The 20,548-nt window shown below is 71.4% G+C and carries 14 protein-coding genes; 3 read left to right on the forward strand and 11 right to left on the reverse strand.

Annotated elements, in window-relative coordinates; all coding sequences use genetic code 11:
- Nucleotides 1–51 precede the first annotated feature (51 nt).
- Both AC4BDD_RS07770 and ureA read right to left on the reverse strand, forming a co-directional pair.
- Complete coding sequence (locus AC4BDD_RS07770; protein WP_490690227.1) at nucleotides 52–1,743, reverse strand: urease subunit alpha; 1,692 nt, start codon at nucleotides 1,741–1,743, stop codon at nucleotides 52–54.
- Complete coding sequence (ureA, locus tag AC4BDD_RS07775; protein ID WP_490690228.1) at nucleotides 1,740–2,438, reverse strand: urease subunit gamma; 699 nt, start codon at nucleotides 2,436–2,438, stop codon at nucleotides 1,740–1,742. The genes AC4BDD_RS07770 and ureA overlap by 4 nt, the downstream gene beginning before the upstream one ends.
- 153 nt (nucleotides 2,439–2,591) lie before the next feature.
- Here ureA and AC4BDD_RS07780 point away from each other — a divergent pair, with 153 nt between their 5' ends.
- Nucleotides 2,592–4,034 (forward strand): cytosine permease, encoded by a 1,443-nt coding sequence (locus tag AC4BDD_RS07780; RefSeq protein WP_490691704.1) that lies wholly within the window; start codon nucleotides 2,592–2,594, stop codon nucleotides 4,032–4,034.
- A gap of 135 nt (nucleotides 4,035–4,169) precedes the next feature.
- Here the strand turns inward: AC4BDD_RS07780 and AC4BDD_RS07785 are convergent, their stop codons facing one another.
- Together AC4BDD_RS07785 and AC4BDD_RS07790 are read right to left on the reverse strand one after the other, a co-directional pair.
- Complete coding sequence (locus AC4BDD_RS07785; RefSeq protein ID WP_490690229.1) at nucleotides 4,170–5,258, reverse strand: branched-chain amino acid aminotransferase; 1,089 nt, start codon at nucleotides 5,256–5,258, stop codon at nucleotides 4,170–4,172.
- Between the two features lie 244 nt (nucleotides 5,259–5,502).
- A complete protein-coding gene (locus tag AC4BDD_RS07790; protein WP_490690230.1) occupies nucleotides 5,503–6,546 on the reverse strand; it encodes a 3-isopropylmalate dehydrogenase in 1,044 nt (347 codons plus the stop codon).
- A 128-nt stretch (nucleotides 6,547–6,674) separates the two neighbouring features.
- Here AC4BDD_RS07790 and AC4BDD_RS07795 point away from each other — a divergent pair, with 128 nt between their 5' ends.
- Complete coding sequence (locus AC4BDD_RS07795; RefSeq protein ID WP_490690231.1) at nucleotides 6,675–8,327, forward strand: fibronectin type III domain-containing protein; 1,653 nt, start codon at nucleotides 6,675–6,677, stop codon at nucleotides 8,325–8,327.
- 547 nt (nucleotides 8,328–8,874) lie between these two features.
- On the opposite strand, the gene pruA is transcribed toward AC4BDD_RS07795, so the two are convergent.
- Nucleotides 8,875–10,506 carry an L-glutamate gamma-semialdehyde dehydrogenase gene (pruA, locus tag AC4BDD_RS07800; RefSeq protein ID WP_490690232.1) on the reverse strand — a complete coding sequence of 544 codons (1,632 nt, stop codon included), beginning with the start codon at nucleotides 10,504–10,506 and terminating at the stop codon, nucleotides 8,875–8,877.
- Nucleotides 10,507–10,667: 161 nt separating this feature from the next.
- Complete coding sequence (locus AC4BDD_RS07805) at nucleotides 10,668–11,594, reverse strand: proline dehydrogenase family protein (protein ID WP_490690233.1); 927 nt, start codon at nucleotides 11,592–11,594, stop codon at nucleotides 10,668–10,670.
- 288 nt (nucleotides 11,595–11,882) lie between these two features.
- Here AC4BDD_RS07805 and AC4BDD_RS07810 point away from each other — a divergent pair, with 288 nt between their 5' ends.
- A complete protein-coding gene (locus AC4BDD_RS07810; RefSeq protein WP_490690234.1) occupies nucleotides 11,883–13,049 on the forward strand; it encodes a PucR family transcriptional regulator in 1,167 nt (388 codons plus the stop codon).
- A 78-nt stretch (nucleotides 13,050–13,127) separates the two neighbouring features.
- On the opposite strand, the gene AC4BDD_RS07815 is transcribed toward AC4BDD_RS07810, so the two are convergent.
- The 5 genes from AC4BDD_RS07815 to AC4BDD_RS07835 form a co-directional block, all read right to left on the reverse strand.
- Nucleotides 13,128–14,663, reverse strand: coding sequence for an MFS transporter (locus AC4BDD_RS07815; protein WP_490690235.1), 1,536 nt, complete (start codon nucleotides 14,661–14,663; stop codon nucleotides 13,128–13,130).
- 165 nt (nucleotides 14,664–14,828) lie between these two features.
- Nucleotides 14,829–16,433 (reverse strand): phosphoglycerate dehydrogenase, encoded by a 1,605-nt coding sequence (serA, locus tag AC4BDD_RS07820; RefSeq protein WP_490690236.1) that lies wholly within the window; start codon nucleotides 16,431–16,433, stop codon nucleotides 14,829–14,831.
- 333 nt (nucleotides 16,434–16,766) lie between these two features.
- Entirely contained in the window at nucleotides 16,767–17,765 is a 999-nt protein-coding gene (gene ilvC, locus AC4BDD_RS07825; RefSeq protein WP_490690237.1) for a ketol-acid reductoisomerase, read from the reverse strand.
- A gap of 129 nt (nucleotides 17,766–17,894) precedes the next feature.
- Entirely contained in the window at nucleotides 17,895–18,419 is a 525-nt protein-coding gene (gene ilvN / locus AC4BDD_RS07830; protein ID WP_490690238.1) for an acetolactate synthase small subunit, read from the reverse strand.
- 17 nt (nucleotides 18,420–18,436) lie between these two features.
- Entirely contained in the window at nucleotides 18,437–20,341 is a 1,905-nt protein-coding gene (locus AC4BDD_RS07835) for an acetolactate synthase large subunit (RefSeq protein ID WP_490690239.1), read from the reverse strand.
- Between the last annotated feature and the right edge of the window lie 207 nt (nucleotides 20,342–20,548).

The raw sequence follows: 20,548 nt of genomic DNA on the forward strand, positions 1-20,548 counted from the left end.
CCGCCCCGAAAGGACGTACCGGCTGCCTCCTTTGAGGACCTGGGGGCTGTGTCAGAGGAAGTACAGGCGGCTGAGGGAGACCTGGTCGGCCGGGTCCGAGCGCATCGGGGCGCCGTCGAGGGTGACCAGTCCGCTGCGGTCGTCCACGCGCACCTCGCCGACACGGGAGTTGCGGACGAGGTCGGCGGGGCCGATGCCGCGGGTGCCGCGCACCGCGACCCGCCGGCGCCGCGTGGGCATGGTGTCGCGCTCCCGCTGCACGGCGGCGCCGGCCACGAAGGCGACCGAGATATCGGCCGGGGTGGCGCCGTAGGCGCCGAACTGCGGGCCGAGCACGAGCGGTTCGCAGGTGTCGGTGGCGGCGTTGGGGTCGCCGGTCACGCCGTACGCGGGGAAGCCGGCCTTGAGCACCAGTTGCGGCTTGGCGCCGAAGAACTCCGGCCGCCACAGCACGATGTCGGCCATCTTGCCGACGGATATCGACCCGACCTCGTGGGCGAGGCCGTGGGCCAGGGCGGGGTTGATGGTGAGCTTGGCCATGTAGCGCAGCACGCGGGCGTTGTCGTCGTGCGCTCCGTCGCCCTCCATGGAGCCGAGTTCGGCCTTCATCTTCCCGGCCATCGCGAAGGTGCGGCGCACGGTCTCGCCGGCGCGGCCCATGCCCTGGGCGTCCGAGGAGGTGATGCCGATGGCGCCCAGGTCGTGCAGCACGTCCTCGGCGCCCATGGTGCCGGCGCGGATCCGGTCGCGGGCCATGGCCGCGTCGCCGGGCAGGTCGGTCTTCAGGTCGTGGACCGAGACGATCATGCCGTAGTGCTCGGCGACGGCGTCCCGGCCAAAGGGCAGGGTGGGGTTGGTGGAGGAGCCGATGACGTTGCGGACGCCCGCCATCTTGAGCACGTTGGGGACGTGCCCGCCGCCGCAGCCCTCGATGTGGAAGGCGTGGATGGTGCGGCCCTCCAGGACGGCGAGGGTGTCCTCGACCGCCAGGCACTCGTTGAGGCCGTCGCTGTGCAGGGCGACCTGGACGTCGTGGTCCTCGGCCACCCGCAGCGCGGTGTCCAGGGCGCGGTGGTGGGCGCCCATGTCCTCGTGCACCTTGAAGCCGCAGGCGCCGCCCTCGGCCAGCGCCTCGACCAGTGGCGCGGGGTGCGAGGAGGAGCCGCGGGCCAGGAAGCCGATGTTGACCGGCCAGGCGTCGAAGGCGTTGAAGGCGTGGCGCAGCGCCCAGGGCGAGTTGACGCCGACGCCCCAGACGGGGCCGAACTCCTGGCCGATGATGGTGGTCACGCCGGAGGCCAGCGATGCCTCCATGACCCGTGGCGACAGCAGGTGGACGTGGGTGTCGATGGCGCCCGCGGTGGCGATCATGCCCTCGCCGGAGACGATCGTGGTGCCGGTGCCGACGACCACGTCCACGCCGTCCAGGGTGTCGGGGTTGCCCGCGCGGCCGATGGCGTGGACGCGTCCCTCGCGGATGCCGATGGACACCTTGCGGATGCCCAGCAGGGCGTCGATGACCAGCACGTTGCTGATGACCACGTCGCAGGTGTCGCGGACCGCGGCGGCCTTCAGGTGCAGGCCGTCGCGGGCGGTCTTGCCGAATCCGGCGAGGAACTCGTCGCCGGGCCGCTGGGAGTCGGACTCGACGCGGACGACGAGGCCGGTGTCGCCGAGGACGACGCGGTCGCCGGCGCGGGGGCCGTGCACGGACGCGTAGTCGCGCGGGTCGATGGCGGTCATGCCAGGGCCTCCTTGCTCGCGGCGCCCCGGTAGCCGCAGGCGGCGGCTCGTTTGAGGGCCTGCTCTTTGGCGCCGGGCGCGTCCAGCTCCCCGTCGACCAGTCCGGCGAAGCCGATGGCGATCCGGTCACCGCCGATGGGGACGAGGCCGACCTCGGTGGTGGCCCCCGGGTCGAAGCGCTGGGAGGAGCCGGCGGGCACGCACAGCCGCATGCCGTAGGCGGCGGCGCGGTCGAAGTCCAGCCGGGGGTTGGCCTCGAAGAAGTGGAAGTGCGAGGTGACGCTCACCGGAACGGTCGCGGTGTTGGTGACGGCCAGCCGCACCGCGGGCACCGGTTCGGGGTCCGCGGGGCCGGGGATGACGGCGCCCGGCGCGGCGTCCCCCAGCGAGCCGGCGGATATCGGGTCGGACACCACCGCGAGCCGTGAGCCGTCGTCGAAGACCGCTTCCACATGCACCTCGGTGACGACGTCCGCCACGCCGGGCAGCACGTCGTCGGGTCCCAGCACGCCGCGGGCCGCCTCGATCGCCTCGGCCAGCCGCCGCCCGTCGCGGGCGGCCTCGCAGACCGTGTCGGCGATGAGCGCGGTCGCTTCGGGCACATTGAGCCGCAGGCCGCGCGCCCGGCGCGCCCGCGCCAGCTCGGCGGCACTGAACAGCAGCAGCCGGTCGCGTTCCGTAGGGGTCAGCCGCACTCCGTACACCTCCTGGATTTGAGCGGCACTCTAAACAAGATTTCACGGCTTGAGAAGGGGTTGACGGGAGCCTCGGCCTGGTTCAGATTGAACGCCACTCTAAGAGCCGCCGTCCCCGGCCCGCCCTACGTCCCCCCGGAGAAGCTCATGGCGATCGCGAGAGAACAGCGCGGAGTCGACACCATCCCCGACGAGGAACGCACCAGCTCACCGCGTGACCTGGTGAGCATCCTGCTGGGATCCAACCTCTGCCTCGGCGTGGTGATCTTCGGCTGGCTGCCCGTCTCCTTCGGCCTCGGCTTCTGGCCCTCGGTGACCTCCCTGGTCGCCGGAACCCTGGTCGGCACCGTGCTCACCGCGCCGCTCGCGCTGGTCTCGCTGCGCACCGGCACCAACCTGTCCACCTCCAGCGGCGCCCACTTCGGCGTGCGCGGCCGCCTGATCGGCTCGGTGCTCGGCCTGCTGCTCTCCCTCGGCTACACCGCGCTGACCCTGTGGGTGGGCGGCGACGCCGTGGTCGGCTGTCTGACCCGGATGACCGGGCTGCCCGACTCCGGGACCAGTTACGCGGTGGTCTACGCCCTGCTGGCCGGCTGCACCGTGGTCGGCGCGGTCTACGGCTACCGGCTGCTGCTGGGGCTCAGCCGTCTCCTCGCGGTCGGCATGACCGCGCTGCTGGCCATCGGACTGGTCGCGTACGCCGGGGACTTCACCACCGCCGCGCCCGCCGGCAGCGGCTACCTGCTGGGCGGCTTCTGGCAGACCTGGCTGCTGGCCGCCGTCTCCGCAGGACTCAGCGGCCCGATCGCGTTCATCACCCTGCTCGGCGACTACACCCGCTACATCTCGCCGCGCCGCCACTCCTCGCGCGCCGTCTTCTGGGCGTCCTGCCTGGGCCTGGTGCTCGGCCTGCTGGTGCCGCAACTGTTCGGCACCTTCACCGCGCTGGCGGTCGGGGCGGGCGAGGACTACGCGGGCCCGCTGGTCGCCGGGGCCCCGATGTGGTTCCTCCCGCTGCTGCTGCTCGCCGCCTCCGCGGGCTCGGTCGGCAACGCCGGCCTGATGCTGTACAGCATGGGCCTGGACCTGGACGCCATCGTGCCCCGCGCCACCCGCGCCCAGGCCACCTGCATCGTCGCGGTGATCTCCACGTTCTTCGTGTACGCCGGCCACTTCGCCTGGGACGCGCAGGACGCCATGACCTCGTTCGTGCTGCTGCTGACCGCCGTCGGCACACCGTGGGCCGTCATCACCGTCTTCGGCTTCCTGCGCTGCGGCGGTGTCTACGACGCGGAGGCGCTCCAGGTCTACAACCGCCGCTCGCGGGGCGGGGCGTACTGGTTCCACGCCGGCTGGCACCTGCGGGCCGCGGTGGCCTGGCTGGTCGGCGCGGCGGTGGGGCTGACCGCCGTGGCCACCCCGCTCTACTCCGGCCCGCTGCTCCCGTACACCGGCGACATCGACGTCAGCTTCCTGCTCTCGGCGGCGGTGACGGCGGGCACATACGCGCTGCTGACGGCCCGCGACCCCCGCCCGGCCACCCCGCTCCGCGCCAAGTCCCCGGACGACGCCCCTGCTCCGGCCGAGGCAGCCTGACCTTCGTCCTCGATCTCCCCCAGCTAACGCTGGGAGGTGCCCCCAGGACGGGCTGGATTGCCAGCCCGTCCTGGGGGTCCCCCCGGACGAAGTCTGGGGGAGATCGAGGACCGGGGCCCGGGGCGGAGCCCCGGATCAAGCAGAAAGGCGGTGCATCCAGCCGTGCGTGTCGGGCGCCGCGCCGGTCTGGATGTCCAGTAGCGCCTGACGCAGCTTCATCGTCACCTCGCCGGGCTGCCCGTCGCCCACCGTCCAGTCCGCGCGGGTGGACTTGACCGAGCCGACCGGGGTGATGACCGCGGCGGTGCCGCAGGCGAAGACCTCGGTGAGCGAGCCGTCCGCGTTGCCCTCGCGCCAGTCGTCGACGGAGATGCGGCCCTCACCGACCTCGTAGCCCAGGTCGGCGGCGATCCGCAGCAGCGAGGCGCGGGTGATGCCGGGCAGCAGCGAGCCGGACAGCTCCGGGGTGAGGATGCGGTTCCCGAACACGAAGTACAGGTTCATGCCGCCCATTTCCTCGATCCAGCGGCGCTCGATCGCGTCCAGCCAGACCACCTGGTCGCAGCCCTTCTCGGCGGCCTGCGCCTGGGCGACCAGCGAGGCGGCGTAGTTGCCGCCGGCCTTGGCGGCCCCGGTGCCGCCGGGAGCCGCCCGCACGTACTCCTCGGAGAGCCAGACCGACACCGGCTTCACCCCGCCGGGGAAGTAGGCGCCGGCGGGCGAGGCGATGACCACGAAGAGGTACTCGTTGGCGGGGCGCACACCGAGCCCGACCTCGGTCGCGAACATGAAGGGCCGCAGGTACAGCGACGCCTCACCGGAGCCCGGCACCCACGCCTTGTCCTGGGTGACCAGGGCGTCGCAGGCGGCGATGAAGGTCTCGACGGGCAGCTCCGGCATCGCCATGCGGCGGGCGGACGCCTGGAAGCGCTTGGCGTTCTCCTCGGGGCGGAAGGTCGCGACGCCGCCGTCCGGCTGCCGGTACGCCTTGAGGCCCTCGAAGATGGTCTGCGCGTAGTGCAGCGTCATGTTGGCCGGGTCGATGGAGAGCGGCGCGTACGGGACGAGCTGCGCGTCGTGCCAGCCCAGGCCTTCCGTCCACCGGATGGTCACCATGTGGTCGGTGAAGTGGCGGCCGAAGCCGGGCTTGGCCAGGATCTGCTCCCGCTCCGCGTCGGACAGCGGGTGCGAGGAGGGCTTGAGCGCGATCGTGGTCGTCGTCATGGGTTACGTGTCCTTCACCTTTGTTGTGTCGGACCGCGCTCACACGACGTCCGGCGAAGTTGCTAGGACGTCCGAGCTTTTCCTCATAGTGCGGCCCCACGTTCGATTATCGCTCGTGAGGGGCGGCCGAGGGAACGAGCGTGCGCGGCCTGGGTCGATGGTCGCACCCAACCGCGCGGTAGCACAGCCACCCACCCGGACGGGTTCCCGGGCGGGTGGGTGGCGATGCCGGTGCGCGGCTGGGTCAGCCGGTTACTCGGGTCGCGAGGGCGTCGCCGATCCGGTCGGTGGTGCGGGGGGCCGCCGGGTCGCGCTCGGCGAGGTCGGCCGCCACGGCCTCCTCGATCCGGGCCGCTTCGCCCTCGTACCCGAGGTGCCGCAGCAGCAGGGCGACGGAGAGCACGGTCGCGGTGGGGTCGGCCTTGCCGGTGCCGGCGATGTCCGGGGCGGAGCCGTGGACCGGCTCGAACATGGACGGGAAGGCGCCGGTGGGGTTGATGTTGCCGCTGGCGGCCAGGCCGATGCCACCGGTGACGGCGGCGGCCAGGTCGGTCAGGATGTCGCCGAAGAGGTTGTCGGTGACGATCACGTCGAACCGCTCGGGCTGGGTGACGAAGAAGATCGTCGCCGCGTCCACGTGCAGATAGTCCGTGGTGACGTCGGGGTACTCCTCGCCGACCTTGTCGAAGATCTTCTTCCACATGTGGCCGGCGTAGACCAGGACGTTGTTCTTGTGGACCAGCGTGAGCTTCTTGCGCGGCCGGGCGTCGGCGCGCTCGTAGGCGTCCCGGATGACGCGCTCGACCCCGTAGGCGGTGTTGACACTGACCTCGGTGGCCACCTCGGCCGGGGTGCCGGTGCGCAGGGAGCCGCCGTTGCCGGTGTACGGACCCTCGGTGCCCTCCCGGACGACGACGAAGTCGATGTCCGGCCGGCCGGCCAGCGGGGTGGCCGTGTTCGGGAAGAGCTTGGAGGGCCGCAGGTTGACGTAGTGGTCGAAGGCGAAGCGCAGCTTCAGCAGCAGCCCACGCTCCAGCACCCCGGAGGGCACGGACGGGTCGCCGATGGCGCCCAGCAGGATCGCGTCGTGCTGCTTGAGGGATTCCAGCTCGGCGTCGGGCAGGGTCTCACCGGTGGCGTGCCAGCGCTTGGCGCCGAGATCGTACTCCCGGGTCTCCAGCTTCACGTCCTGGGGAAGGACGGCGGTGAGGACCTTCAGGCCCTGCGCCACCACTTCCTGGCCGATTCCGTCACCGGGGATCACTGCGAGGCGAATGCTGCGAGACATACCCGGACCATACTCCGCGTCCCATTGCCTGACACGTACTGTCCGCCATACGGACAACGGGGCGGCCGTACGAGTTGCGTTCACCCGGCGTACCGGCGGGCGTTCCCTCGCCCTGGGACATTCGGCCCATGGCCGCTACCTCCCCGGGTTCGACCCCGTCCGCGTCCGCAGCCTCCGACACCCCCAGGACCGGCATCCCCGCGCGGTTGGCGGCGCGGATGTCGATGGCCGAGCAGCACGCGTACCTGCGCGAGAAGCTCTCCCGCCGCGGGGTGCTGCGCGGCGGCGCGGCGGCCGGCACCACGCTGGGCGCCGGGCTGCTGTCCACCTCGGCGTGCGGCGCCGACGGACGGCGCTCCCCCACGTCCACCCGGCAGCCCTTCCCCGGGGCGACCACCGTCGACGGCTCGCGGGTGGCGCCGTTCGGCCGCCATCTGGCGTTCGGCGCGGACCCGCGCACCCAGATGCGGATCTCCTGGCAGGTGCCGTTCGCGGTGCGCAGGCCGTATGTCCGCGTCGGGCTCAAGCCCTGGGAGCTGAGCCGCAAGATCGAGGCCGAGGTGCGCTCGCTGCACACCCCGCCGCTGAGCGAGCACCTGCCGGCGGTCGAGCAGCACTACCTGCACGTCGCGCTGGAGGGGCTGCGCCCGGGGGTGACGTACTACTACGGCGTCGGCCATGACGGCTTCGACCCGGCCGACCCGCGCCGCATGCACTCCATCGGGAGCTTCCGCACCGCCCCGGCCAGGCCCGAGAAGTTCGTCTTCACGGCCTTCGGCGACCAGGGGATCAGCTACGACGCACTCGCCAACGACCAGGTGATCCTGGGCCAGAACCCCTCGTTCCACCTGCACGCCGGGGACATCTGCTACGCCGACTCCTCCGGCCACGGCGCGCGGGGGGACGTCTACGACGCCCGGCTGTGGGACCAGTTCCTGGCCCAGACCGAATCGGTCGCCTCCCGGGTGCCCTGGATGGTGACGACCGGCAACCACGACATGGAGGCGTGGTACTCCCCCGACGGCTACGGCGGCCAGCTGGCCCGCTGGTCGCTGCCGGAATCCGGCCCGGACCCCCGAAAGGCACCGGGGATCTACTCCTTCACCTACGGCAACGTCGGCGTGGTCGCGCTGGACGCCAATGACGTCAGCTACGAGATCCCGGCCAACCGCGGCATCACCGGCGGCCGGCAGACCCGCTGGCTGGACCGGACGCTGGGGCGGCTGCGCGGGGACGAGGACATCGACTTCGTCGTCGTCTTCTTCCACCACTGCGCCTTCTCCACCACCTCCGCGCACGCCTCGGACGGCGGGGTCCGCGACGCCTGGGTCCCGCTCTTCGACAAGCACCGGGTCGATCTGGTGGTCAACGGGCACAACCACTGCTACGAGCGGACCGACGCCATCCGGGGCGGTGCGGTCGGCCGGCGGGTGCCCATCGGGGAGACCACCGACCCGGCGCGCGACGGCACGGTGTACGTCACCGCGGGCGGCGCCGGCGCCAAGCTCTACTCCTTCCCCGTGCCCGACAGCTACGAGCGCCACGAGAAGGACCTGGACGAGGTGGAGACGTACCACTGGACGAAGGGCCGGGAGAAGAACCCGGACACCGTGGAGTGGTCACGGGTGCGCTACACCGGCTTCTCGTTCCTCGCGGTCGAGGTGGAGCCGGGCAGCCGGCCGGCGATGCGGGTCACCGCGCTCGCCGAGACCGGCGAGCGCGTGGACCACTTCACGGTACGGAGATCCAGCCCCTCCGGGCGGAAACCCAGCCCCTCCTGACGGAACTCAAGCCCCTCCGGCGTTTCAGGAGCGGGGTCTGGGGCGGAGCCCCGGAAGAAGAATCAGTGCCCGGTAGCCCCGCCATTGTCACGGCGGTCCAGCGCCCGCTGAAGCGCCGCCGCGGCGTTCCGGCGGTCGGCGTCATCAGTGCGGCGCCGGCGGACGGCGGTGCTCGTCGTGCGGGAAGCGTGACGAGCCTGGTTCCGGTGGGCGGCAGCGGTCTCGGCCATGAGCATGTCTCCTCATTCGAAAAAAGCCCCGAGAGGGTGAATGCCGGAAGGGGCGGGGGCCCAGGGTGCGGCAGGGGTGACCTGCGCCCGCACCGGGCCGCAGCCGCCATCGCTCGATGGAGCGAGACGTTCGGCTTCTACAAAAGTAAGGGCTCCGGGCCGGACTGTCTGCACAGGTAGTCGGACGTCCTACTATCTGAGACGGCGACCACCGGGCCGCGCTTCTCAACCCAGGGCCGGCCGCCGGGTATGACACCGCCCCCGGGCGGCGCGAAGCCGGCCCGGGGGCGGGTGACCTGGGGGGACGGGGGAAACCGTCAGCCCATGTGCGGGTAGCGGTAGTCCGTCGGCGGGACCAGGGTCTCCTTGATGGAGCGGGTCGAGGTCCAGCGCATCAGGTTCTGCTTGGCGCCCGCCTTGTCGTTGGTACCCGAGGCGCGGCCGCCACCGAACGGCTGCTGGCCGACCACGGCGCCGGTGGGCTTGTCGTTGATGTAGAAGTTGCCCGCGGCGAAGCGCAGCGCCTCGCAGGTGGCGGCGGCCGCCGCACGGTCCTGGGCGATGACGCAGCCGGTGAGGCCGTAGGCGGAGGCGGACTCCATCTGCTCCAGCATCGCGTCGTAGTTCTCGTCCTCGTAGACGAAGACGCCGAGGATCGGGCCGAAGTACTCGTCCTTGAAGATCTCGTTCTCCGGGTCGGTGGAGACCAGGACCGTCGGGCGGACGAAGTAGCCCTCGCTGTCGTCGTAGGTGCCACCGGCCACGACCTCGATGGTCGGGTCGGCCTTGGCCCGGTCGATCGCTGCCTTGTTCTTGGCGAACGACCGCTCGTCGATGACGGCGGACATGAAGTTCGACAGGTCGCTGACGTCACCCATGGTGAGCGAGTCGACCTCGGCCGCGAACTGCTCCTTGAAGCCGTTCTCCCAGATGGAGCGCGGGACGTAGGCGCGGGAGGCGGCGGAGCACTTCTGCCCCTGGAACTCGAAGGCGCCGCGGGTCATCGCGGTCTTGAGCACCGCCGGGTCGGCGGAGGGGTGGGCGACGATGAAGTCCTTGCCGCCGGTCTCGCCGACCAGCCGCGGGTACGTCTTGTACTTCTCGATGTTGTTGCCGACCGTCTTCCACAGGTACTGGAAGGTCTTGGTCGAACCGGTGAAGTGGATGCCGGCCAGGTCGGGGTGGTTCAGCGCCACCTCGGAGACGTCCTTGCCGTCACCGGTCACCAGGTTGATGACGCCCTTGGGCAGACCGGCCTCCTCCAGCAGCTGCATCAGCAGCACCGCGGCGTGGGTCTGGGTCGGGGACGGCTTCCAGACCACGACGTTGCCCATCAGGGCCGGGGCGGTGGGCAGGTTGCCGGCGATGGCGGTGAAGTTGAAGGGCGTGATCGCGTAGACGAAGCCCTCCAGCGGCCGGTGGTCGCTGCGGTTCCACACGCCCGGGGAGTTGACCATCGGCTGCTCGGCCATGATCTGGCGGGCGAAGTGGACGTTGAAGCGCCAGAAGTCGACCAGCTCGCAGGGCGTGTCGATCTCGGCCTGCTGGGCGGTCTTGGACTGGCCGAGCATGGTGGAGGCGGCCAGGGTCTCGCGCCACGGACCGGCCAGCAGGTCGGCGGCCTTGAGGATGATCGCGGCACGGTCGTCGAAGCTCAGCGCGCGCCAGGCCGGGGCGGCGGCCAGCGCCGCGTCGATGGCGTCCTGGGCGTCCGCCTGAGTCGCGTTGGCGTAGGTGCCGAGCACGGCGGAGTGGTTGTGCGGCTGGACCACGTCGAAGCGCTCACCCCCGCCCATCCGCTTCTCGCCGCCGATGGTCATCGGCAGGTCGATCGGGTTCTGGGCGAGCTCCTTGAGCTTCGTCTCCAGGCGGGCGCGCTCCGGGGTGCCCGGGGCGTAGGTGTGGACCGGCTCGTTCACCGGCACGGGGACCTGGGTCACAGCGTCCATGGTGGCCGTGTCTCCTTCGTGTCTGGGGTCTGACGGGGAGCGGAAGGGCTGGGCTTTGAGCCAGCGGGCTCGGTCAGCCGCGGCTGACCAGCGACCGCGGACTGTGATCCCCGGGGGATAACCCCCGGACCCCCAGCCGGACGGTCGCGGCGGGCCTTCGGTCAGCCGCGGCTGACCAGCGACCGCAGGAAGAACGTGAGGTTGGCGGGACGCTCCGCGAGACGCCGCATGAAGTACCCATACCAGTCTGTGCCATACGGGATGTAAACCCGCATACGGTGACCTTCCGCCACCAGCCGCTCCTGCTCGGCCTCGCGGATGCCGTACAGCATCTGGAACTCGTACTCGTCCAGCTTCCGGCCATAGGCCCGGCCCAGCTCCTGGGCGATGGCGATCAGCCGGGGGTCGTGCGAGCCGATCATCGGGTAGCCCTTGCCCGCCATGAGGATCTTCAGGCAGCGCACGTAGGCCAGGTCGACCTCCCGCTTGTCCTGGAAGGCGACGCTCGCGGGCTCCTTGTACGCACCCTTGACCAGCCGCACCCGCGAGCCCTCACCGGCGAGCGCGTGGCAGTCGTCCTCGGTGCGGAACAGGTAGGACTGGACGACCGCGCCGGTCTGCGGGAAGCGCTTCCGCAGCTCGGCCAGGATCGCCAGGGTGGAGTCGACCGTGGTGTGGTCCTCCATGTCGAGGGTGACCGTGGTGCCGGCCTCGGCGGCCGCCTCGACGACCGGGGTGACATTGGCCAGCGCCAGGTCGTGACCGCCGGAGAGGGCCTGCCCGAAGGCGGAGAGCTTGACCGACATCTCGGCGCGCTCGCCCAGACCCTCATCCTTGAGGGCCGCGGTCAGCGCCAGGTAGGCGTCGCGGTTGCGCAGCGCCTCGACCGGATCGGTGATGTCCTCGCCCAGGTGGTCGAGGGTCACCTCCATGCCGCGGGCGCTCAGGGACCGTACGGCCGTCATGGACTCGTCCAGCCGCTCGCCGGCGACGAAGCGGTCCACCACGGGGCGGGTGACCGGCGTGGCCGAGACGATGCGGCGGATGGCGTCGCTGCGCGAGGCGGCGAGCAGCACGGGACCCAGCACGGGGCACCTCCGGTTGTGGTGTTCTGCGAGTGGCCGGTGCGACGGGAATGCGACGGCACCGTGACGGCCAAGATGAGCCACCGTGAAAACTAAGGATCTCTCCGATCAGCGGCCATCGACAGCTGTCACGCGTTCGTGGCCGGGATCTCAGACAGATGTATGACAATGGTGGTCCGGCCACCCTGCTCGCCTTCGAGGCGCGACGGGTGGGAGGCGGTGACCACATGCGGTGACCACACATCCGGTGACTACGGAAGGTGCGAGGAGCGGGAAGGGGCGGCGCGGCGGATGCGCGGTGGCTATCAGCAGCTGGTGGACGAGGTGTCGGCCACGCTCGGCGTGCCCGCCACGCTGGAGGACCGCGACTTCGTGCTGATCGCGTTCGGCGCTCATGACACCGACGACGACCAGGCCATGGACCCGGTCCGCACCCGCTCGATCCTGCGCCGGCGCTCCACGGCCGCGGTGCGCGCCTGGTTCGAGGCGTTCGGCATCGCCCGGGCGCAGGCCCCGCTGCGCATCCCGCCGGACCCGGCGGCCGGCGTCTTCATGGGCCGCATCTGCCTGCCCGCCCTCCACCGGGGCATCGTGCGCGGCTATGTCTGGCTGCTCGACGACGGCCATCTGGCCGATCTGGAGCTCGGCGGTCCGGGCAGGCCCGCGGACCCCCGGCTGGCCCAGGCGATGGAGACGGCGGCCCGCATCGGGGAGCTGCTGGCCGCCGAGGCGCGGGCCGACGCCCACCTCGGCGAGCTGCTGCGGGAGGTGCTGACCGGCACCCCGCCCGGCCGGGAGGCGGCACGCGGCGCGCTGCGGGAGGCGCTGCGCCAGGCGGCCGACGGGCCGCTGGCGGTGGTGGCGGTCACCCCTTGGCACACCGACGAGGCCACCACCCCGCCGGGCGTGCCGTCGGTGGCCGCGGCCTGCGCGATGCCGCCCGGCGAGGGACTGGCGGCGCTGGTGCGGCTGCGCACCGCGACGGCCGTGGACCCGGCCCGCACGGCGGCGGAGAACCTGCTGCGTTCCCCGCGCGCCGGCGGCGCCGCCCCCGCGGCCGGGGTCAGTGATCCGCGGCGCGGGCTGGACGATCTGCCGGACGCCTGGCGGGAGGCGCGGGCCGCCGCGCGGGCCGCGGCGGCCGAGCCGCGGTTCGGCCCGGTGGCGGCCTGGTCCGAGATCGGGCCGTACCGGCTGCTGACCTCGGTGGCCGGCGCCGCCCCGGACCCGGCGGTGCGCCCGCTGCTGGCCCCCGCACACGCCGAACTGGCCCGCACCGCCGAGGTGTTCCTGGACTGCGCGGGCCAGGCCGGGCGCACCGCCCAGGAGCTGGGCATCCACCGGCAGACGCTCTACTACCGGCTCTCCCGGGTGGAGCAGCTGACCGGCCTGGACCTGGACGCGGGCGAGGACCGGCTGCTGCTCCACATGGCCCTGAAGGCGGTCCGGCTGCGCTAGGTGGTGTCCGATGGGCCGCCGTGGGAGCAGGAGGGCCGCATACGCCTCCGCGGCCATCCCGCCCCACTGCCAGCCGGGTCAGCCGAGGTGGACGGCGGCCGGGCGGTCGGCGACGGCCCCGGGTCCCCGCTTCGGGCGGGGGGTGTTCATCAGCACGGCGACCACCACCGAGGCCGTCACCAGGATCGCGGCGGCCCAGACGAACGCTTCCGAGAAGCCCTCCACCAGCGCGGCCCTGCGCAGCTGCGGGGTGACCGGCGGACGCTGGCCGGCGAGGTGGTCGCTGGTGGCGCTGGTGGCGACGGTGTTCAGCAGGGCGGTGCCGATCGAACCGCCGATCTGCTGGGCGGTGTTGACGGTGGCGGAGGCGATGCCGGCGTCCTCGTCCCGCACGCCATGGGTGGCGTAGTTCATCGAGGGGGCCATCACCAGGCCCATCCCGAAGCCGACCAGCAGCTCCGCGGGGAGTACCCCGGTGGCGTACGGGCTGCTCGCCTCCAGCGGCACCAACAGCGCCACACCACAGGCGGCGATCAGCAGCCCCGGAGCGATCAGCGCGCGCGGCGGCACCCGGGGGATCAGCCGGGTCGCGACGCCACCCGCGCCGAGCAGCACGGCCGCGGTCATCGGCAGGAAGGCCACCCCGGTGCGCATCGCCGAGTAGCCCCTGACCAGTTGCAGGTAGTAGGTGAGGAAGAGAAAGAGCGCGAACATGGCGATCACCGAGAGGCCGACGGCGAGATAGCCCGCACCCCGGGTCCGGTCCAGCACCACGCGCAGCGGCAGCAGCGGCCGCGCGGCCTGCCGCTCCACCAGCACGAAGGCGGTCAGCAGGGCCACGCCCAGGGTGAGCAGCCCGTCGACGGCGAGCGAGTCCCAGCCCCGCGACTCCGCCTCGCTGCACCCGTACACCACGGCCACCAGGCCGGAGACGGCCAGGGCCGCGCCGGGGACGTCCAGGCGGACGCGGCCGGAGGCGGCCGGTGCGTCGGCCGGGAGGACAGAGCGGCCGAGGGCGGCGACGGCGGCGATCGGTACGTTGACGTAGAGGCACCAGCGCCAGTCGAGGTACTCGGTGAGCGCGCCGCCCAGGACCAGCCCGATCGCGCCGCCACCTGCCGCGATGGCACCGAAGACGCCGAACGCCATGGCGCGCTCGCGCGGTTCGGTGAAGCTCACCGCGAGCAGCGACAGCGCGGCGGGAGCGAGCAGCGCGGCGAACGCGCCCTGGAGGGCCCGGGCCGCGAGCAGCACTCCGAACGCGGGTGCGGCGCCGCCGAGGGCGGAGGCGACCGCGAAGCCGGTGAGGCCGATGAGGAAGGTCCGCCGGCGGCCGGCGTAGTCGGCGATCCGGCCGCCGAGCAGCAGCAGGCTGCCGAAGGCCAGGGTGTAGGCGGTGATGACCCACTGCCGGTCGCCGTCCGAGACCCCCAGATCCGCCTGGGCGGAGGGCAGCGCGATGTTCACGATGGTGATGTCGAGAACGATCATCAGCTGGGCCAGCCCGATGAAGATCAGTGACAGCCGGCGGCGGGAGTCGGCCGCGCGGGGTGTGCCCTGGCCGGTTCCGGCGGCCGCGCTTCTGCCCTTGCCTGTGCCCGTGTCTGTGCCCATGTCGGTGCCCTTTCGGGGGTTGCGGTGGGGGCGGCATCGCCAGCGTAGGGCCGTCACAAAAGAAATTCAACACGTGCTGAATAAACAATTCACCGCACGATGAAACAGCGAAGGGCCCGGCACCCGCTGTCGCGGATGCCGGGCCCTGAATCAGGCCGCTGGGGGTCAGTCGGTCAGATTGACCGCGCGGGCGCTGGTGGCGCCGATCTCGTCGGCGATCTCACTGAGTACAGCCGGCGGGATGGTGTCGTCGACGGTCAGCGCGACCATCGCCGCACCACCCGCCGTCGCCCGCGAGACCTGCATGCCGGCGATGTTGATGCCCGCCTCGCCGAGGATGCGGCCGAGGGTGCCGACCACGCCGGGCTTGTCGGTGTAGTGGAAGAAGGCCATGTGGTCGGCGAGCGCCAGGTCCACATCGTGCTCACCGACCGCGACGATCTTCTGCAGGTGCTTGGGACCGGCCAGCGTGCCGGAGATCGCGACCTCGCCGCCGGCGGCGAGGGTGCCGCGCACGGTCACCACGTTGCGGTGCTCGGTCGACTCCGAGCTGGTGGTCAGCCGCACCTCGACACCGCGCTCCTGCGCGAACAGCGGGGCGTTGACGTAGGAGACGGTCTCGTCCACGACATCCTCGAACACGCCCTTGAGCGCGGAGAGTTCGAGCACCTTCACGTCGTGCTGGGTGATCTCGCCGTACACCTCGACATCGAGGCGCACCGCGACCTCCCCGGCCAGCGCGGTGAAGATCCGGCCGAGCTTCTCGGCCAGCGGCAGCCCGGGACGGACGTCCTCGGCGATGACCCCGCCCTGGACGTTGACCGCGTCCGGCACCAGCTCGCCCGCGAGCGCCAGCCGCACGGACTTGGCGACCGCGATGCCCGCCTTCTCCTGCGCCTCACCGGTGGAGGCGCCCAGATGCGGGGTGGCCACCACGTTGTCGAACTCGAAGAGCGGGGAGTCGGTGCACGGCTCCTTGGCGAAGACGTCCAGGCCCGCGGCGGCGACCCGGCCCTCCTTGAGCGCGCTGGCCAGCGCCTCCTCGTCGACGATCCCGCCACGGGCGGCGTTGACGATCCGCACCTCCGGCTTGACCTTGTGCAGCGCCTCGTGGCCGATCAGGCCGATCGTCTCCGGGGTCTTCGGCAGGTGGACCGTGATGAAGTCGGAGACCTGGAGCAGCTCGTCCAGCGACAGCAGCTTGACGCCCATCTGGGCGGCGCGCGCCGGCTGCACATACGGGTCGTAGGCGACGATCTTCATGCCGAAGGCGGACATCCGCTGGGCGACCAGCACGCCGATGCGGCCGAGGCCGACGACGCCGAGGGTCTTCTCGCTCAGCTCCACGCCGGTGTACTTGCTCCGCTTCCACTCGCCGTTCTTCAGGGCGGTGTTGGCCTGCGGGATGTTCCGGGCGGTGGCGACGATCAGGCCGCAGGCCAGCTCGGCGGCGGTGACGATGTTGGACGTCGGGGCGTTGACCACCATCACGCCGGCCTTGGTGGCGGCGGAGACGTCCACATTGTCCAGGCCGACGCCCGCCCGGGCGACGACCTTCAGCTTCTTTCCGGCGGCGATGGCCTCGGCGTCGACCTTGGTGGCGCTGCGCACCAGGATGGCGTCGACGTCGGCGATGGCGGGGATCAGCTCGGCGCGGTCGGCGCCGTTGCAGTGCCGGATCTCGAAGTCCGGCCCCAGGGCGTCGACGGTGGCAGGCGACAGCTCTTCCGCGATGAGTACGACGGGCTTGCTCGACGAAGCAGTGCTCACGGGGTCCTCAGTCCTCACTTGTCCTCGGGATTCCCCCCGTGCCGCCTTCGGCTACGGGGAGGACGGCCGTCCCGACGGCCGCAGGCGGTGAAGGGGGCAGCCGCGTGGAAGACGCACGACGCTGTGAGCCTGAACGCGCTTGTGGGATGCAGTGTAGTGGCGCCGTGGCCGGAGTCTTACGCCGTGGCGGAAGTATCACCCGGTCGTGGCTGGACGCCTTGGACAAGCCACGGACCAGGCGGGACCGGCCTTGCCGGACGCCGCCGGTGCACCCCGGACGCAGGGGTGGCGCGGCACCGGGCGCACCCGGTGCCGCGCCACCGCCACAAGGCCTCACGCCTCGTCGTCGACCCAGCTCATGAGCTTGCGCAGCTCCTTGCCGGTGGTCTCCAGCAGGTGGTCGCCGTCGGCCTTCTTGTACTCGTCGTACTTCTTCAGGCCGCCGTGGTACTCGTCCATCCAGTTCTTGGCGAAGGTGCCGTCCTGGATCTCGGCGAGGACCTTCTTCATCTCCGCCTTGGTCTGGTCGGTGATGATCCGCGGGCCGGTGACGTAGTCGCCCCACTCGGCGGTCTCCGAGACCGACCAGCGCATCTTGCCCAGGCCGCCCTCGTACATCAGGTCCACGATCAGCTTCAGCTCGTGGAGGCACTCGAAGTAGGCGATCTCCGGCTGGTAGCCGGCCTCCACCAGGGTCTCGAAGCCGGCCTTGACCAGGGCGCTGGCGCCACCGCACAGCACGGCCTGCTCGCCGAAGAGGTCGGTCTCGGTCTCCTCGGTGAAGGTGGTCTTGATGACACCGGCGCGGGTGCCGCCGATGGCCTTGGCGTAGGACAGGGCGAGCGCGAAGGCACCGCCGGTGGCGTCCTGCTCGACGGCGGCGATCGCCGGGACGCCGCGGCCCTCCTCGTACTGGCGGCGGACCAGGTGGCCCGGGCCCTTCGGGGCGACCAGGGCGACATCCACGCCGGCCGGGGGCTTGATGAAGCCGAAGCGGATGTTGAAGCCGTGGGCGAAGAAGAGCGCGTCGCCGTCCTTGAGGTTCGGGGCGACGGACTCCTCGTAGATCTTGGCCTGGATCGGGTCCGGGACCAGGATCATGATGACGTCGGCCTCGGCGGCCGCCTCGGCGGGGGTCAGCACGCGCAGGCCCTGCTCCTCGGCCTTGGCCTTGGACTTGGAGCCCTCGTGCAGACCGATCCGCACGTCGACCCCGGAGTCGCGCAGCGACAGCGCGTGGGCGTGGCCCTGGCTGCCGTAACCGAGAACCGCGACCTTACGGCCCTGGATGATGGACAGGTCGGCGTCGGCGTCGTAGAAGAGCTCGGCCACTTCGGATATCTCCTAGCTTTCGGGTTGTGCGTCCCACCGTATGACGGGCGGGGTGACGGGGGCTTGAGGGTCTCGCCATCCGGTCCGGAACAAGGACCGAATGAGCCACGGATCGCGCGGACCGAGGACTTACGCGGACCGGTCCAGGGCGCGCAGCGAGCGGTCGGTGATCGAGCGGGCGCCGCGCCCTATGGCGATGGTCCCGGACTGCACCAATTCCTTGATGCCGTAGGGCTCCAGCATCTTGAGCATGGCTTCCAGCTTGTCGCTGCCGCCGGTGGCCTCGATCGTCACGGCCTCCGGGGAGACGTCCACGGTCTTGGCGCGGAACAGCTGGACGATCTCCACGATCTGGGAGCGGGTCTCGTTGTCGGCGCGGACCTTCACCAGGACGAGCTCGCGCTGGATCGCGGAGGCGTCCTCCAGCTCGACGATCTTCAGCACGTTGACGAGCTTGTTGAGCTGCTTGGTGACCTGCTCCAGCGGCAGTTCCTCGACGGTCACCACGATGGTGATGCGGGAGATCTCGGGGTGCTCGGTGACCCCGACCGCGAGCGAGTCGATGTTGAAGCCGCGACGGGAGAACAGGGCGGCGATCCGAGCCAGGATGCCGGGGGTGTTCTCCACCAGGACGGAGAGCGTGTGCTTGGACATGGCCTCGGTTGTCTCTCTCAGTCGTCTTCGCTGTAGTCGCCGAAGTCCGGGCGGACGCCCAGCGCCGCCTGGATCTCGTCGTTGGAGGTGCCGGCGGCGACCATCGGCCAGACCATGGCGTCCTCGTGGACGATGAAGTCCACGACGACGGGCCGGTCGTTGATGGCGTTGGCCTCGGCGATGACCTTGTCCAGCTCGGCCGGGTCCTCGCAGCGCAGTGCGACGCAGCCCATGGCCTCGGAGAGCTTGACGAAGTCCGGAACGCGGGTGCCGGCGCTGGGCTTCTTGCCCGCGGCGGAGCCGCTGTCGGACTCCGTCGCCTCCGGACCGGAGTGCAGCACGGTGTTGGAGTAGCGCTGGTTGTAGAAGAGGGTCTGCCACTGGCGGACCATGCCCAGCGCGCCGTTGTTGATGATCGCGACCTTGATCGGGATGTTGTTCAGCGCGCAGGTGACCAGCTCCTGGTTGGTCATCTGGAAGCAGCCGTCGCCGTCGATGGCCCAGACCGTGCGGTCCGGCTCGCCGGCCTTGGCGCCCATCGCGGCCGGGACCGCGTAGCCCATCGTCCCCGCCCCGCCGGAGTTCAGCCAGGTGCCGGGCTGGTCGTACTCGATGAAGTGCGAGGCCCACATCTGGTGCTGGCCGACACCGGCGGCGAAGATCGTGGCCTCCGGGGCGAGCCTGCCGATCCGCTCGATGACCTGCTGCGGCGAGAGGCTGCCGTCCTCGGGCAGGTCGTAGCCCAGCGGGTAGGTGCCGCGCCAGCGGTCGAGGTCGCGCCACCATTCGGCGTACCGGTCCTGGGCGCAGGGGCCGGCCTGCCCGGACTCCAGCTCGGCCTGGACGGCGACCACCAGGTCCGCGATGACCTCGCGGGCGTCGCCGACGATCGGCACGTCGGCGGTGCGGTTCTTGCCGATCTCCGCCGGGTCGATGTCCGCGTGCACGATCTTGGCGTGCGGGGCGAAGGAGTCGAGCTTGCCGGTGACCCGGTCGTCGAAGCGGGCGCCGAGCGCGACGATCAGGTCGGCCTTCTGCAGGGCGGTGACGGCGGCCACGGTGCCGTGCATGCCGGGCATGCCCAGGTGCTGGGGGTGGCTGTCGGGGAAGGAGCCGAGGGCCATCAGGGTGGTGGTGACCGGGGCGCCGGTGAGCTCGGCGAGCACCTTCAGCTCGGCGGTGGCCCGGGCCTTCATGACGCCGCCGCCGACGTAGAGCACCGGGCGCCGGGCGCCGGTGATCATGCGGGCGGCCTCGCGGATCTGCTTGGCGTGCGGCTTGGTGACCGGGCGGTAGCCGGGCAGGTCCAGCTGCGGCGGCCATTGGAAGGTGGTCCGGGCCTGGAGGGCGTCCTTGGCGATGTCGACCAGGACCGGGCCGGGGCGGCCGGTGGAGGCGATGTGGAACGCCTCGGCGATCGTGCGCGGGATGTCCTCGGCCTTGGTGACCAGGAAGTTGTGCTTGGTGATCGGCATGGTGATGCCGCAGATGTCCGCCTCCTGGAAGGCGTCCGTGCCGATCGCCTTGGAGGAGACCTGGCCGGTGATCGCGACCAGCGGCACGGAGTCCATGTGCGCGTCGGCGATCGGGGTGACCAGGTTGGTGGCTCCGGGGCCGGAGGTGGCCATGCACACGCCGACCTTGCCGGTCGCCTGGGCGTAGCCGGTGGCGGCGTGGCCCGCGCCCTGCTCGTGGCGGACCAGGATGTGCCGGACCTTCGAAGAGTCCATCATCGGGTCGTACGCGGGGAGGATCGCGCCGCCGGGGATACCGAACACGGTGTCGGCCCCGACCTCCTCGAGGGAGCGGATGAGGGATTGCGCGCCCGTGACGTGCTCGACGGTGGAGGGCTGCTGCTGCCCACCGCCACGGGCCCGCGGCTGCGGATGGTGGGACCCGGAGGCCTGCTCGGTCATCTGCATTCTCTTCTCGGAGACGAGGGTGTGTGCGGGGCCCTTCGGCCTGCTCGCACCGGGGTGTTTTGCGGGGGTATGGGGGTTCTGGTGCAACAAAAAACCCCTCGTGCCGTGAGGCAAGCGAGGGGAGCGCGTCGGGGGAGGTCCGCAGGGCCGGTGTCTGACCCTGCTTCAGCCGACGCGCTTTCCAATTACGAGAAGTCGGGTGCGCAT

The sequence above is a fragment of the Streptomyces sp. JLBT605 genome, from assembly GCF_058215555.1.